We start from the raw sequence: 13,584 nt of genomic DNA on the forward strand, positions 1-13,584 counted from the left end.
CGTGCACAACCCTGCGCAGCCCGCCGCACCCATTGGGACGGGAGTGTCCGATTCGGGGTCACACGGTGCCGGAGCGAAGGGGGCCGATGTCGCCCACCCTGTGAAGAAGTCGCCCTCAAGCCGTGCGCGCGCCTGCACGGTTCACCGCCCGTGCGCCTCAAGTGCCCTGGTGAGAGCCCTGGTTGATTGGAAGCGCGCCGCGCCGCCGTGCTTTGATCCGTTGCACCGCGGGGGTCGCACGAAGGTTCCCCGGCAACGGGTTCCTGACGCCCGTGTGCGCGGCCGACCATCTGTCCCCAGAGGGGGGCCGCTCTCCCCCTTATGAATACCCATACGAAGGGAAGTTCCATCATGAACTCCACCCCCCAGGTTGAGACCGCCGAGATCTCGGACGCCGCCCTCGACGCCGTCTCCGGCGGTCTGTCCCTGAACGCCGTTGGCACCGTCACGGGCCTCGTGGACTCGGTTGCCCCGGTCTCCGGCATCGTCGGCACCGCCGTCGGCACCGTCGAGGGCGTCACCGGCCTGAACACCGCCCCGGTCACGGGCCTGGTTGCCGGTCTCTGATCGCTTCACGCGATCTTGGCTTCACCGTGTGCCGGGAGTCCCGGAACCGTTCCCCGGTTCCGGGACTCTCGGGTGCCGTAAATCTCTCGAACAGGTGAGGGAAGTCCCGTGCAGTTCCGCCAACAGGCCCTCGCCAAGCTGCAGTCACCCGAAGATCTCGACCTTCCGGTGCGCTTCGCGCGCCCCCAGGGCTGGCTCGTGCTGGCCGTGACGGTGGTCGTGATGGCGGTGGCGTCCGTGTGGGCGGTGACGGGCACGGTCGCGTCCACGGTCGCAGCGCCGGCCATCCTCACGCACGGTGAGGGCAGCTACATCCTGCAGAGCCCTGTCGCGGGCCAGGTCACCGCAGTCCTCGCCAAGGAGGGCGAACGGCTGGCCGCGAACGCCCCCGTCCTCAAGGTCCGCACACAGCAGGGCGAGACGGTCGTGCGCACTGTCGCCGCCGGACGGATCACCGCGCTCGCCGCCTCCATCGGCGCGATCATCTCCACCGGCGCGAACGTCGCGGCCGTCGAGAAGGTCGCCCACAGCGGCGACCCCCTGTACGCGACGGTGTACGTCCCCGCCGAGAACGCCTCCACGATTCCCGAGAACGCCGCGGTGGACCTCACCGTCCAGTCGGTGCCGACCCAGCAGTACGGCGTCCTGCGCGGGCATGTGAAGTCCGTCGACCGGGCCGTGCAGTCGCAGCAGCAGATCGCCGCCTTCCTCGGTGACAGCCAGTTGGGCGCGCAGTTCACGAAGAAGGGCAGGCCGGTGGCCGTGCTGGTCCGGCTCGACCGCGGGTCCGGCACGAAGTCCGGCTACAAGTGGTCCTCGGCGGACGGGCCCCCCTTCACCCTCACCTCCATGACGTCGGCCACGGCCTCCATCCGGCTGGCAGATCAGCGTCCCGTCGATTGGCTGCTGCCGTGACCGCCGCACAGGACACCCGCGGCAGACGCCGTGCCGCCCCGCCCAAGCGGACGGTGCCCAAAGGCCGCCGCAAAACCGTCCGCACCCCCACCGTCCTCCAGATGGAGGCCGTCGAGTGCGGCGCCGCCTCCCTCGCCATGGTGCTCGGCCACTACGGACGGCACATCCCCCTCGAAGAGCTGCGCATCGCCTGCGGCGTCTCCCGGGACGGCTCGCGTGCGAGCAATCTCCTGAAGGCGGCCCGCAGTTACGGCCTCACGGCCAAGGGCATGCAGATGGACACGGCGGCACTCGCCGAGGTGCAGGGGCCCGCCGTCCTGTTCTGGGAGTTCAACCACTACGTCGTCTACGACGGCATGGGGCGCCGCTTCGGGCGGCGAGGCGTGCACATCAACGACCCCGGCAAGGGCCGTCGTTTCGTCCCGATGGAGGACTTCGACACCAGCTTCACCGGCGTCGTGCTCGTGATGGAGCCGGGCCCCGAGTTCAGCAGGGGCGGCCGCAAGCCCGGCGTGCTCGGCGCCATGCCGGCCCGGCTGCGCGGAACGTCGGGCACGATGCCCGCGGCCGTGCTCGCGAGTCTGCTGCTCGTGGTGGTCGGCGCCGCCGTGCCCGCGCTCAGCCGCACCTACATCGACCTGTTCCTGATCGGCGGTCAGACCTCTCTGCTGGGCGTGCTGTTCGCGTCCATGGGCGCATCGGTCGCGCTGACCGTCGTCCTGACCTGGCTGCAGCAGACGAACCTGCTGCGCGGCCGCATCATCTCCTCCACGCTCAGCAGCGCACGGTTCCTGCGCCACCTGCTGCGGCTGCCCGTCACGTTCTTCTCCCAGCGCAGCCCCGCCGACCTGGTACAACGCCTCCAGTCCAACGACGCGGTGGCCGAGACGCTGGCCCGCGACCTCGCCGCGGCCGGTGTGGACGCGGTCGTGGTGGTGCTCTACGCGGTCCTGCTCTACACCTACGACCCGCAGCTCACGGCCGTGGGCATCGGCGTGGCCCTGCTCAACGTCGTCGCGATGCGGGTGGTGATCCGGCTGCGCGCGACGCGTACGGCGAAGCTGCGCGCCGACAGCGCCCGGCTGACCAACACGGCATACACCGGGCTGCAGTTGATCGAGACGATGAAGGCGACCGGCGGCGAGGACGGCTACTTCCGCAAGTGGGCGGGCCAGCACGCCACCACCCTTGAGGAGGAGCAGCGCCTCGGCGTGCCGAGCGCCTGGCTCGGGATCGTCGCACCGACGCTGGCCACGCTCAACAGCGCGCTGATCCTGTGGATCGGTGGCATGCGGGCCGTCGAGGGACACATCTCGGTCGGTCTGCTGGTCGCCTTCCAGGCGCTGGTGACCCGCTTCACCGCGCCGCTCACCCGGCTCAACGGCGTCGCGGGCCGCATCCAGGACTTCGCGGCCGACGTCGCGCGCCTCAAGGACGTCGAGAACTTCAAGGCGGACCCGCTGTACGCCCGCCCCGACGGAAGCGGGTCGACGCGCCGGCTGCACGGCCATGTCGAGCTGGAGAACATCACCTTCGGCTACAGCCCCCTCGACAAGCCACTGCTCACCGGCTTCTCGCTGACGGTGGGACCGGGCCAGCAGGTCGCCCTGGTGGGCGGCTCCGGCAGCGGCAAGTCGACGGTGTCCAGGCTGATTTCGGGCCTCTACACCCCCTGGGAGGGCGTGATCCGCATCGACGGGACGCGTCTGGAGGACATCCCACGCGGCGCGCTCGCGGCCTCCGTCTCCTTCGTCGACCAGGACGTCTTCCTCTTCGAGGGGACGGTCCGGGACAACGTGGCGCTGTGGGACCCGTCGATCCCGGACGACGCCGTCGTGGCGGCGCTGGAGGACGCGGCCCTGTACGACGTCGTGGTGCGCCGCCCCGGCGGGATCCACAGCCGGGTCGAGCAGGACGGCCGCAACTTCTCCGGTGGGCAGCGTCAACGCCTGGAGATCGCCCGGGCGTTGGTGCGCCGACCCAGCATCCTGGTCCTCGACGAGGTGACCAGCGCGCTGGACGCGGAGACCGAGCAGACCGTCATCGACAACCTGCGCAAGCGCGGCTGCGCCTGTGTGGTGATCGCGCACCGGCTCAGCACCGTGCGCGACAGCGACGAGATCGTGGTGCTGCAGCACGGCACGATCGTGGAACGCGGGCGTCACGAAGCCCTGGTGGCGGCCGGCGGACCGTACGCCGAGCTGGTCAAGGAGCGTTGAGATGACGACAGTTCACGAGGGCGACCTCGTCCTCGGTGCCCTCGGCGGCATGGGTACGCCGATCGACTGCTCCGGCCTCAACCGGCTCGACCTGGAAGGCCCGCAGGTGCTGTGGCTGGTCGCGGCGGGCGCGATGGACCTGTTCGCGGTCGACGCCGCGCAGCAGGGTCACTGGCACCACCTCGGCCGCCTCGAAGCGGGCTCGCTGCTGCTCGGCCCGGTCGCCGGCCCTCAGCACACGCTCGTCGGGCGGCCTCTCAGAGGCTGCGTGGTGCACCGGATCGGGCTGCGTGAGCTGTACCAGCCGGTCAACACCGAGACCTGGTCCTACGACGCCTACGGCAACCCCCAGTACGTACCCCCGACCACGAGCCCGCTGGAGTACGCCCTCGCTCTCGGCGTCGGCCGGAGCCTGTCCATCCTCTTCCAGGCCCCGATGGCCACGGAGGACGCCGCGGCCCTGACCGACGACGACGTCTTCTGGATGCAGGTGCCGCCCGGCAGTGTGCAGTACGGCTCGCTGTACGGCGCGGAGGCGGCGGCCGACCTGCTGATGGAACCCGGTGTCTGGCAGGGCATGGTCGACCAGCAGTACCGGCTGCTGGCCACGCTGGACCGCTGGATCGAACAGCTGGAGGCCAGCCACGAGCACCGTACGGCGGCGGGCATCAAGGCGGGCGAGGCCGTCCGCGCGCAGGCCGACCGGACGCTGCTGGCGTCGATCGGCAAGCAGTCGGCGAAGCGGCCCACGGCGGCCGACGCGGACGCCACGTACGCGGCGTGCAGGCTGGTGGCGCAGGCGGCCGGCATCACGCTCGCCGAGCCGTCGCACAACGGCGCGGAGAGCGACCGGCTCGACCCCGTCGAGCTCGTCGCCCTCGCCTCGCGCGTGCGCACCCGTGCCGTACGCCTCGACGGGCGCTGGTGGCGCGACAACGTCGGCCCGCTGGTGGGCCGGCGTGCCGTGTCGGGCAGTCCGGTCGCGCTGCTGTGGCGGCGCGGCGGATACGTGGCGGTGCAGCCGTCGTCGGGACGCGAGACGCCGGTGGAGAAGGCCAACGCGGAGGAGTTCGAGCCGCGTGCCGTGATGTTCTACCGTCCGCTGCCGGAACGGAAGCTGAGCCCGCTGCGGCTGCTGCGGTTCTGTCTGCAGGGGACCGGCGGGGATCTGCGCAACCTGGCCGTCAGCGGTCTGGTCACCGTGGTGATCGGCGCGCTGGTGCCGATCGCGACCGGCAAGGTCCTGGGCGAGTACGTGCCGAAGGCCCAGCACAGCCTGATTGTGCAGGTCTGTCTGGCCCTCATGGTCACCAGCGTGGTGTCGGCCGCGTTCATGCTGCTGCAGAACCTGACGCTGCTGCGGATGGAGGGGCGGATCGAGGCGACGCTCCAGCCCGCCGTGTGGGACCGGCTGCTGCGCCTGCCCACCAAGTTCTTCACCTCACGCTCCACCGGTGAACTGGCCAGCGCCGCCATGGGCATCAGCGCGATCCGTCGACTGCTCGCGGGTGTCGGCCCGACGGTCGCCCAGGCCGGCACGGTCGGCGCGATGAACCTGGGGCTGCTGTTCTGGTACAGCGTCCCGATGGCGCTGGCGGCGATCGGCATGCTGGTGGTCATCGGGGCCGTCTTCCTGGCCCTGGGTCTGTGGCAGGTGCGCTGGCAGCGCCGTCTGGTGGTGCTGAGCAACAAGCTCAACAACCAGGCGTTCCAGACCCTGCGCGGCCTGCCCAAGCTGCGGGTGGCGGCGGCGGAGAACTACGCGTACGCGGCCTGGGCGGGCGAGTTCGCGCGCAGCCGTGAGCTGCAGCAGAGGGTCGGTCGCATCAAGAACCTGACGACGGTGCTGGGCGCGGTGTACCTCCCGCTGTGCTCCCTGCTGATGTTCATGCTCCTCGCGGGTCCGGCCCGGGGCTCGCTGTCGGCGGCCGCGTTCCTCACCTTCAACACCTCGGTGACCATGCTGCTGACCTCGGTCACCCAGCTGACCGGCGCGTTCGTGTCGGCGGCGGCCGCGCTGCCGATGTTCGAGGAGATCAGGCCGGTGCTCGACGCCACGCCGGAGGTGCGCGGGGCGAGCACCCGCCCGGGCCCGCTGCTGGGCGGACTTGAGGCGCGCCGGCTCTCCTTCCGGTACGCCGACGACGGTCCCCTCGTCCTCGATGACGTGTCGTTCGCCGTGCGGCCCGGCGAGTTCGTGGCGATCGTCGGTCCGAGCGGCTGTGGCAAGTCGACGCTGCTGCGGCTGCTGATCGGCTTCGACAAGCCGCTCTCGGGAAGCGTCCTGTACGACGGCCAGGATCTGGCGGCCCTCGACCAGTCCGCCGTACGCCGCCAGTGCGGTGTCGTGCTCCAGCACGCGCAGCCGTTCACCGGATCGATCCTGGACTGCATCTGCGGCACCGAGCCCTACACGCCCGAGGAGGCGATGGCGGCCGCCGAGATGGCCGGTCTCGCGGAGGACATCAGGCGGATGCCGATGGGGCTGCACACCATCGTCTCGGGCAGCGGAGCCGTGTCGGGCGGCCAGCGGCAGCGTCTGATGATCGCCCAGGCGCTGATCCGCCGTCCGCGCATCCTCTTCTTCGACGAGGCGACCAGCGCGCTCGACAACGAGACGCAGCGCACGGTCATCGAGAGCACCCGGGCGCTGAACGCCACCCGCGTGGTGATCGCGCACCGGCTGTCCACGGTGATGGACGCGGACCGGGTCATCGTGATGGAGGACGGCCGGGTCGCCCAGCAGGGTCCGCCCGCTCAGCTCCTCGCGGACACGGGCGGGCGGCTGCACGAACTGGTGCGGCGTCAGATGCAGTGACCGCTCAGTCGAGCCCCGGGACGGGGGCGCCGGAGGGGACTCCGGCGTCCAGGTATCCGCGGTAGAACTCCTTCCACGGCGCACCGGTTCCGGCGTGCGGGCCGTCGTGCCGTTCGCCCCGGGCGCGTGCGTCGAGGGCGGTGAGGCACACCTCCCAGCCGGCGCCGTTGCGGGCGGCGGTGTCCTCGGCCGCCAGGACGTCGGTGAGGGTGAAGCGGGTGCGTTTCTCGTCGAGGGCTTCGAGGTCGAAGTGCAGCTCTTCGCCGCCCCAGTCGAAGGAGAGGTGCCGGGGCGCGTCGACGGCGAGGACCCGGCCGGTGGACTCGGGCATGTGCGGGTCCCCGCTGAACCTGATCGTGCCACCGGGGCGCAGGTCGATCTCCGCGCGGGACGGGAACCAGTGGGCCAGCTCGTCCGGGTCGGTCACGAACTGCCAGACGCGGTCGACGGGATGGTCGTAGGTGCGGCTGAAGCGGACGGCGGGGCGGCCGTCGTCCAGGGTGAGGTAGGTGCCTGTGAGGTCGGCGGACATGGCGGATCAGTCCTTCGAAGAGGGTGCCTTGGTGTCGTCCGGCGCCTCGTCGAGGCGCCGCCCGAGGGCGTCGAGGCCGGTGTTCCACAGCGTGCGGTACGGGGCCAGCCAGGCGTCGAGCTCGGCGATCGGGGCCGGGTCGAGGGCGTAGACACGGCGCTGTGCGTCCTGCCGGACCCGGACCAGCCCCGCCTCCCGCAGCACCCGCAGATGCTTCGACGTGCCGGGCTGGCTCAGACCGCAGGCCTCGGCTATCTCACCGACGGGCCGCGGCCGCTCCAGGAGCAGCGCGACGATCGCCCGGCGGTGCGGGTCCGAGAGCGCGGCCCAGAGGAGGGTGTCGGACATGGTTCCAATATGCCTCTGCAGTTATATGCCCGTCAAGGCACATACCACGGGGCGGGCCGAAGCCTCCATGAAGCGGGCCACCTAGCGAAACGTTGCCGTTTCGATGAAAGTGCTCTACGCTCCACGTGTACGAAACGGTTTCGTTTAGGCGCTGCCTTCTCGAGCGAACTTTCCCTGGAGTGATGCTCCGATGTCCCAGACTCTGTCCAAGGGCGCCCGCACCGGCGCCCCGACCGCGCCGTCCGAGGCGCCGTCGTCCAAGCGGTGGTGGATCCTCGCGATCATCGGGATCGCCCAGCTGATGGTGGTCCTCGACGCCACCATCGTGAACATAGCCCTGCCCTCCGCCCAGGCCGACCTCGGCTTCTCCGACGGCAACCGGCAGTGGATCGTCACCGCCTACTCCCTGGCCTTCGCCTCCCTGCTGCTGCTCGGCGGCCGGATCGCCGACCTCTTCGGGCGCAAGACCGCGTTCCTCGTCGGCATCGTCGGCTTCGCCGGAGCCTCCGTCCTCGGCGGCATCTCCAACGGCTTCGGCATGCTGGTCACCGCACGCGCCCTGCAGGGCGTCTTCGGCGCACTCCTCGCGCCCGCCGCACTCTCGCTGCTGAACACGACCTTCACCGAGGCCAAGGAACGCGCCAAGGCGTTCAGCGTGTACGGCGCGATCGCCGGCGCCGGCGGCGCGGTCGGACTGCTCCTCGGCGGCGTGCTCACCGACGCCTTCGACTGGCGCATGACGCTGTACGTCAACGTCGTCTTCGCCGTCGTCGCCTTCGCCGGCGGCTGGGTCCTGCTGAGCAACCACCGGGACGCCGCCAACTCCAAGCTGGACGTGCCGGGTACGGTCCTGGTCGCCACCGGTCTCTTCTCCGTGGTCTACGGCTTCTCCAACGCCGAGACGCACGACTGGAGTTCGCCCCAGACCTGGGGCTTCCTGACCGCGGGCACCCTGCTCCTGGCGGCCTTCGCGTGGTGGCAGACCCGCGCCGCGCACCCGCTGCTGCCGATGCGCGTCCTGCTCGACCGCAACCGTGCCGCCTCGTTCCTCACCGTTCTGATCACCGGCGCGGGCATGTTCGGTGTGTTCCTCTTCCTCACCTACTACCTGCAACTGAACCTCGGCTTCAGCCCCACCAAGACCGGCGTCGCCTTCCTGCCGATGATGGCGGCCCTGATGGTCATGGCCCAGGTCGCCACCACGATGCTCGTGCCGCGCATCGGACCCAAGGCCGTCATCCCGGCGGGCTTCGCCATCGCCGCGGTCGGCATGGCCTGGCTGACCGGCATCGGCATCGGCTCGTCGTTCTCGACCGCCGTGCTGCCGCCGCTGCTGCTGATCGGCGCCGGCCTCGGCATGGTGATGCCGCCCGCCATGTCGCTCGCCACCAGCGGGATCGCACCCGAGGACGCGGGTGTCGCCTCCGCGACGGTCAACACCATGCAGCAGGTCGGCGGTTCGATCGGCACCGCGCTGCTGAACACCCTGGCCGCGAGCGCCGCGACGAGCTACCTGTCCGGCAAGGACGCGACCAGCAAGCTCGTCCAGGCCCAGGCCACGATCGAGAGCTACACCACCGCCTTCTGGTGGTCGGCGGGCTTCTTCGTGGCGGGCGCCCTGATCGCCTTCGTGCTCTACCGCCGCGGGGCGCAGGAGCAGGACGCCGACGCCGTGCAGGTCGTCCACATGTAGGCACCGCACCGACCGGCCGCGGTTTTGCACCGCACCGGTCGCCCGCAGGGAGCCGCTCCCGACCGAGGGGCCGCCGTCTTCAGGGAGACGGCGGCCCCTCATCGCTGCCCAACCGGTTCAACGCGGCCCCCGGGTGGCGCGGCGGCACCCCGACCGCCGGTACAGGCGTGCCGCCGCCGCATACGGGTACTCCCCCGGGCATGCGACTCAGCGTGATTGACGTGGGATCCAACACTGTCCGGCTCGTGGTGGCGGACGCCGAGGGCGGAGTACCGCTGCCGGTGCACACCGCGAAATGGAAGCTGCGACTGTCCGAGCACGTCGATCCGGGCGGAAGAATCCCCGACGAGGCGGTGAGACAACTGGTCGAAGCGGTCACCGCGGCGGGGAAGACCGCTCACCGGTGGGGCGCGGCAGGCCCGTTGGCGTTCGCGACCGCGGTGGTGCGCAACGCCCCGAACCGACAGGAGGTCCTGCGGACCGTCCGGGCGCAGACCGGCGTCCAACTGTGCACCCTCCCCGGCGAGGTGGAAGCCGAGTTGACGTTCCTCGGCGCCCGCCGGTGGATGGGGTGGAGGTCGGGACCGCTCGCCCTGCTGGACATCGGCGGCGGTTCCCTCGAAGTCGCCTTCGGGCGGGGCAGGTTGCCGGACTTCGTGGCGTCCTTGCCGCTCGGCGCCAACCGGCTCACCCAGGAGTTCCTGGCGGGCCAGCCGCTGCCGTCGCCGGAGGCGATGAAGGCGCTGCGCCGCAGGATCCGTCATCAACTACGGGACGTGGCGGCGCGGGTCCGCTGGGAGGGACCGCGCACCGCCGCGGCGACCTCCCGGACGTTCCAGCAGCTGGCGCGACTGTGCGGCGCCGCGCCGGGGCGCCACGGACCGTTCGTGGAACGGGAGTTGCACCGCACCGAACTGCGTCGCGGCATGGAACGCCTCGCCGCCCTCCCGGCCGCCGAACGCCACCGGCTGCCCGGCATCTCCGCCCCGCGGGCCGCCCAGAGCCTGGCCGGTGCGGTGGTCGGCCACACGGCCATGACGCTGACCGGCCTGAAGTCGGTCACCATCTGCCCCTGGGCGATCCGGGAGGGCGTACTGCTGCGGCACATCGAGGACGGCGGCGCCTGGTGGGCGGAGGTCAGCACCCAGGGGGGCGATGACACGCCCTCGGGCGTCGGCGCCGTCCCCCTTCGTATCGCGACACCGGCACGCTGACCACGGCCTCGGTGGCCCGGCGCGCCGCGACCTCGCCCGGCCGCGCTCGTCGGCGTCCGCCGCGGGTCGCCCGCGCCGTACCGGGTACCCGGCGCGCATGACTCACGACCAGGACGGACCGACGCTGCCGCCGAGCCGGGGCCCTGTCTCCGCAGCCGTAGGCGCACACCTGACGGGGACGGGGCCGCTTCCCGCCGACGAGGACGTCCACGACGCGTCGGCGTACGGCGACGATCTGCAGCTGGCCCTCTACCTCTGCTACGAACTGCACTACCGCGGCTTCGCCGGAGTCGATCCCGACACGGAGTGGGACGCCGACCTGCTGAGGACCCGGGGCGCCCTGGAACAGCGGTTCCTGGCGGCCCTGCGCACGGACACCCCGGCCCACGACAGCCTCGACGCCGCGCTGAAGGAGCTGCTGGTGGAACCCGCCGACGGAACGGGCGTGAGCCACTACCTGCGCGACGAGGGCTCCCTGCGGCAGATACGCGAGTACGTGACGCAGCGCTCGCTCTACCACCTCAAGGAGGCCGACCCGCACGCCTGGGTCCTGCCCCGCCTGTGGGGGCGGGCCAAGGCGGGCATGGCGGCGGTGGAGTTCGACGAATACGGCGGCGGCCGGCCCGAACGCGTGCACGCACGGCTGTTCGCCGACATGATGACGGGCCTCGGCCTGGACACGGCGTACGGCCGCTATCTGGACGCCGCGTCCGCGGAGATGCTGGCCACCGTGAACCTGATGTCGCTGTTCGGCCTGCACCGGTCCCTGCGCGGCGCGCTGGTCGGTCACTTCGCGGCGGTCGAGATCACCTCGTCGCCGGGATCCCGGCGGCTCGCGGAGGCGATGCGGCGCACGGGCGCGGGGCCGGCCGCCGAGTTCTTCTACGACGAGCACGTGGAGGCCGACGCGGTCCACGAACAGGTCGTACGTCATGACGTCATCGGCGGCCTCCTGCAGAGCGAACCGCACCTCGCGCCCGACATCGCCTTCGGCATCGACGCCACGGGCCATCTGGAGGACCGCTTCGCCGCGCGATTGCTGACCGCATGGCGGGCGGGGCGCTCATCACTTCGGGATGCCGATACTTCCTGATATGTCGGGTACTCGTTGACGCGTGATGCCCCTTGGATACCTCACTCCTTTCGCGTCCCTCGCGCCCCTCGCACCCCTTGTCCTTCCGGGTGTCTACGCCCCGCAGCAGGACACGGCACTGCTGGCCGACGCGCTCTGCGACGAACCGCTCGCCCCGGCCGCCCACGTTCTCGATGTGGGCACGGGCAGCGGCGCCCTGGCCCTCGCGGCCGCGCGGCGCGGGACCCGCGTGACCGCGGTGGACGTCTCGTGGCCTGCGGTGTGCACGGCGCGGCTCAACGCGCGGCTGGCGCGTCGCCCCGTACGCGTCCTGCGGGGCAATCTCTTCGACCCCGTGGCCGGACAGTCCTTCGACCTGATCCTCGCCAACCCGCCCTACGTACCGACGCCCGCCACCGAGACGGCGCGACGGGGCCGGACCCGGGCGTGGAACGCGGGCGGCGACGGCCGTCTCGTGCTGGACCGGATCTGCCGGGACGCACCGCAACGGCTGCGCCCCGGTGGCGTGCTGCTCATGGTCCACTCCGCGCTCAGCGGACCCGCCGGCACCCTGGAACAGTTGCGCGCGGCCGGGCTGAAGGCCGCTGTGGCCCGGCGTCGCCGGATCGCCTACGGGCCGGTCCTGCGCGCCCGGGAGGGCTGGCTGCGAGAGCGCGGCATGCTGGCCAGTGACGACGACAGGGAGGAACTGGTGGTCATCCGTGCCGAACGACCGAGCTGACGCACCCCGCCGGGTCAGCCTGCAGCGCCGCGGGCCGCTCCTCGTGGAGGGCCCGGTCGAAGTCGAACTGGAGGACGGCACTGTCGTGTCGTCCGACCGCTTCCGCGTGGCCCTGTGCATGTGCCGCCGCAGCCGTACCTATCCCTGGTGCGACACGAGCCACCGCCGCAGCCGTCCGGGGCCCTGAACCGCACACACCCGTGCCCGCGAGCCCCTGCCCGCCGGGACCGGTCAGGCCAGGCCCGTCCGCCGCCAGGTCCCCTGCCATACGACCCACACATGGCCGTCGGGCCCGTGGTGGACGCGCAGTCCGTCGACGACGGCCAGGAGCGGGAGGTTCCGGGCGCTGCCGTGGCCGGCCGCGTCCAGGGTCACCACGGTGTCGTCGGTGGCCGCCACCGTGATGCCCACGTCGTCGGCGGTGAGCACGATCCGGCAGGCGTCGGCCGTGGTCCGCTCCAGAAGGCAGCGGCTCACGGAGTGCCCGGCGTCACGCACGGGGGCGATGAACCAGCCGGGCGCGTCGATCACCCTCGTCACCGCCGCCGCGGCGGCCTCCACCGCCAACTCCCCGTCCGCGCGGGCGAAGTGGGCGGTGAACCCCATCTCCAGCGCGGGTTCCAGGAGGCCGCACTCCGTCAGGAGCGGGGGCCCCTTCGAGGGGGGACTGATCGGGGTTCCCACCGCCACCCCCTGATTCAGCCAAGACGGACACCACAACGGACAGGACAGCGCTGCGGCCGGGGACTGGGGCGGCACAGCGACTCTACGACCCCGAACTCCGCCTTGAACAGGGCATGTTGCGCCAGAGCGTGCCATCGGAAGTCAATACTTCCGGGTGCGATTTCACCTGGACGAGTGAACCGGATCTTGCCCGGTCGCGATACAGGGATGCTTCGGCGGCGCCGGGGTAGCTACGCAGATCGAACAAACCCTCCCCTGCCGAGGTGGAGCCGCCATGCCGCCGGAACCCCAGGACCGCGCCGCCGACCCGCCCGAGGGCACGGCCGACGCGTCCGGGTCACCGGCGGCGAACCCCTACGCCCACAGCTATCCGCACGGCCGGTTCACCGTGGTCGAGGTCTCGGGTGAGCTCGACATGGCGACGGTGGGCTCCCTGGCCGAGCACCTCCGGGCGGCCGCCGAACGGCCCGTACCGGACGTACTGGTGGACCTGCGCGGGGTCGCGTTCTTCGACGGCTCGGGCCTGCGCGCGCTGTGCCGCGCCGAGTCCGGGGCACGGGAGCGCGGGGGTCGTCTGCGGATCGTCTGCGACCGGCCCCGCATCCACCGCCTGCTCGGCGCCGCGGGCCTGCTCGGTCGTTTTCCGCCCCTGGCGGACCTTCCCCCGGCATCCGACCCGGAGAGGGGGTCGCAAAGGGGACCCAAACACGGATCGGGAACCTGAGAGGTTCTCCTCAGGTTCCCGTTTGTTGCCGAGGGCCGGCCGACGGCCCCACTCCG

The 13,584-nt window shown here is 71.5% G+C and carries 13 protein-coding genes; 10 read left to right on the forward strand and 3 right to left on the reverse strand.

Translation table 11 applies throughout. The annotated features are described in order from the left end of the window. Positions 1-351: 351 nt before the first annotated feature. From ABZS97_RS11140 to ABZS97_RS11155, 4 genes are all read left to right on the forward strand, one after another. Positions 352-567 (forward strand): type A2 lantipeptide, encoded by a 216-nt coding sequence (locus tag ABZS97_RS11140; protein ID WP_356136110.1) that lies wholly within the window; start codon positions 352-354, stop codon positions 565-567. A 108-nt stretch (positions 568-675) separates the two neighbouring features. Then, positions 676-1,482, forward strand: coding sequence for an HlyD family efflux transporter periplasmic adaptor subunit (locus ABZS97_RS11145; protein ID WP_356136112.1), 807 nt, complete (start codon positions 676-678; stop codon positions 1,480-1,482). Beyond that, positions 1,479-3,701, forward strand: a complete 2,223-nt coding sequence (locus ABZS97_RS11150) for an NHLP family bacteriocin export ABC transporter peptidase/permease/ATPase subunit (RefSeq protein WP_356136114.1) — start codon at positions 1,479-1,481, stop codon at positions 3,699-3,701. The genes ABZS97_RS11145 and ABZS97_RS11150 overlap by 4 nt, the downstream gene beginning before the upstream one ends. A gap of 1 nt (position 3,702) precedes the next feature. Then, positions 3,703-6,519, forward strand: a complete 2,817-nt coding sequence (locus tag ABZS97_RS11155; RefSeq protein ID WP_356136116.1) for an NHLP bacteriocin export ABC transporter permease/ATPase subunit — start codon at positions 3,703-3,705, stop codon at positions 6,517-6,519. 4 nt (positions 6,520-6,523) lie between these two features. Here ABZS97_RS11155 and ABZS97_RS11160 read toward each other — a convergent pair whose 3' ends face one another. Continuing rightward, a complete protein-coding gene (locus tag ABZS97_RS11160) occupies positions 6,524-7,051 on the reverse strand; it encodes an SRPBCC family protein (protein WP_356136118.1) in 528 nt (175 codons plus the stop codon). Positions 7,052-7,057: 6 nt separating this feature from the next. Beyond that, a complete protein-coding gene (locus ABZS97_RS11165; protein ID WP_356136120.1) occupies positions 7,058-7,399 on the reverse strand; it encodes a metalloregulator ArsR/SmtB family transcription factor in 342 nt (113 codons plus the stop codon). 190 nt (positions 7,400-7,589) lie between these two features. Here ABZS97_RS11165 and ABZS97_RS11170 point away from each other — a divergent pair, with 190 nt between their 5' ends. The 5 genes from ABZS97_RS11170 (at position 7,590) to ABZS97_RS11190 (ending at position 12,307) form a co-directional block, all read left to right on the forward strand. Further along, positions 7,590-9,092: an MFS transporter gene (locus tag ABZS97_RS11170; RefSeq protein WP_356136122.1), complete on the forward strand. Its 1,503-nt coding sequence runs from the start codon at positions 7,590-7,592 to the stop codon at positions 9,090-9,092. Between the two features lie 200 nt (positions 9,093-9,292). Next, positions 9,293-10,306 carry a Ppx/GppA family phosphatase gene (locus ABZS97_RS11175; protein ID WP_356136124.1) on the forward strand — a complete coding sequence of 338 codons (1,014 nt, stop codon included), beginning with the start codon at positions 9,293-9,295 and terminating at the stop codon, positions 10,304-10,306. Positions 10,307-10,403: 97 nt separating this feature from the next. Continuing rightward, entirely contained in the window at positions 10,404-11,399 is a 996-nt protein-coding gene (locus tag ABZS97_RS11180; RefSeq protein ID WP_356136126.1) for an iron-containing redox enzyme family protein, read from the forward strand. Between the two features lie 25 nt (positions 11,400-11,424). Next, positions 11,425-12,120, forward strand: a complete 696-nt coding sequence (locus ABZS97_RS11185; RefSeq protein ID WP_356136215.1) for a HemK2/MTQ2 family protein methyltransferase — start codon at positions 11,425-11,427, stop codon at positions 12,118-12,120. Then, positions 12,101-12,307, forward strand: a complete 207-nt coding sequence (locus ABZS97_RS11190) for a CDGSH iron-sulfur domain-containing protein (RefSeq protein ID WP_356136128.1) — start codon at positions 12,101-12,103, stop codon at positions 12,305-12,307. The genes ABZS97_RS11185 and ABZS97_RS11190 overlap by 20 nt, the downstream gene beginning before the upstream one ends. A 44-nt stretch (positions 12,308-12,351) precedes the next feature. Here ABZS97_RS11190 and ABZS97_RS11195 read toward each other — a convergent pair whose 3' ends face one another. Beyond that, entirely contained in the window at positions 12,352-12,804 is a 453-nt protein-coding gene (locus ABZS97_RS11195) for a hypothetical protein (protein ID WP_356136130.1), read from the reverse strand. Between the two features lie 274 nt (positions 12,805-13,078). Here ABZS97_RS11195 and ABZS97_RS11200 point away from each other — a divergent pair, with 274 nt between their 5' ends. Then, complete coding sequence (locus ABZS97_RS11200; RefSeq protein ID WP_356136132.1) at positions 13,079-13,528, forward strand: STAS domain-containing protein; 450 nt, start codon at positions 13,079-13,081, stop codon at positions 13,526-13,528. Positions 13,529-13,584 lie beyond the last annotated feature (56 nt).

It is taken from the genome of Streptomyces sp. NPDC005485 (genome assembly GCF_040606085.1).
In the GTDB taxonomy this organism is placed as follows: domain Bacteria; phylum Actinomycetota; class Actinomycetes; order Streptomycetales; family Streptomycetaceae; genus Streptomyces.

Bases quoted from the DNA above. Each gene is read 5' to 3' on its own strand.
- ABZS97_RS11155 (WP_356136116.1), top strand. From the start codon at position 3,703: ATGACGACAGTTCACGAGGGCGACCTCGTCCTCGGTGCCCTCGGCGGC.
- ABZS97_RS11165 (WP_356136120.1), bottom strand. From the start codon at position 7,399: ATGTCCGACACCCTCCTCTGGGCCGCGCTCTCGGACCCGCACCGCCGG.
- ABZS97_RS11160 (WP_356136118.1), bottom strand. From the start codon at position 7,051: ATGTCCGCCGACCTCACAGGCACCTACCTCACCCTGGACGACGGCCGC.
- ABZS97_RS11180 (WP_356136126.1), top strand. From the start codon at position 10,404: ATGACTCACGACCAGGACGGACCGACGCTGCCGCCGAGCCGGGGCCCT.
- ABZS97_RS11170 (WP_356136122.1), top strand. From the start codon at position 7,590: ATGTCCCAGACTCTGTCCAAGGGCGCCCGCACCGGCGCCCCGACCGCG.
- ABZS97_RS11200 (WP_356136132.1), top strand. From the start codon at position 13,079: ATGCCGCCGGAACCCCAGGACCGCGCCGCCGACCCGCCCGAGGGCACG.
- ABZS97_RS11175 (WP_356136124.1), top strand. From the start codon at position 9,293: ATGCGACTCAGCGTGATTGACGTGGGATCCAACACTGTCCGGCTCGTG.
- ABZS97_RS11185 (WP_356136215.1), top strand. From the start codon at position 11,425: ATGCCCCTTGGATACCTCACTCCTTTCGCGTCCCTCGCGCCCCTCGCA.
- ABZS97_RS11140 (WP_356136110.1), top strand. From the start codon at position 352: ATGAACTCCACCCCCCAGGTTGAGACCGCCGAGATCTCGGACGCCGCC.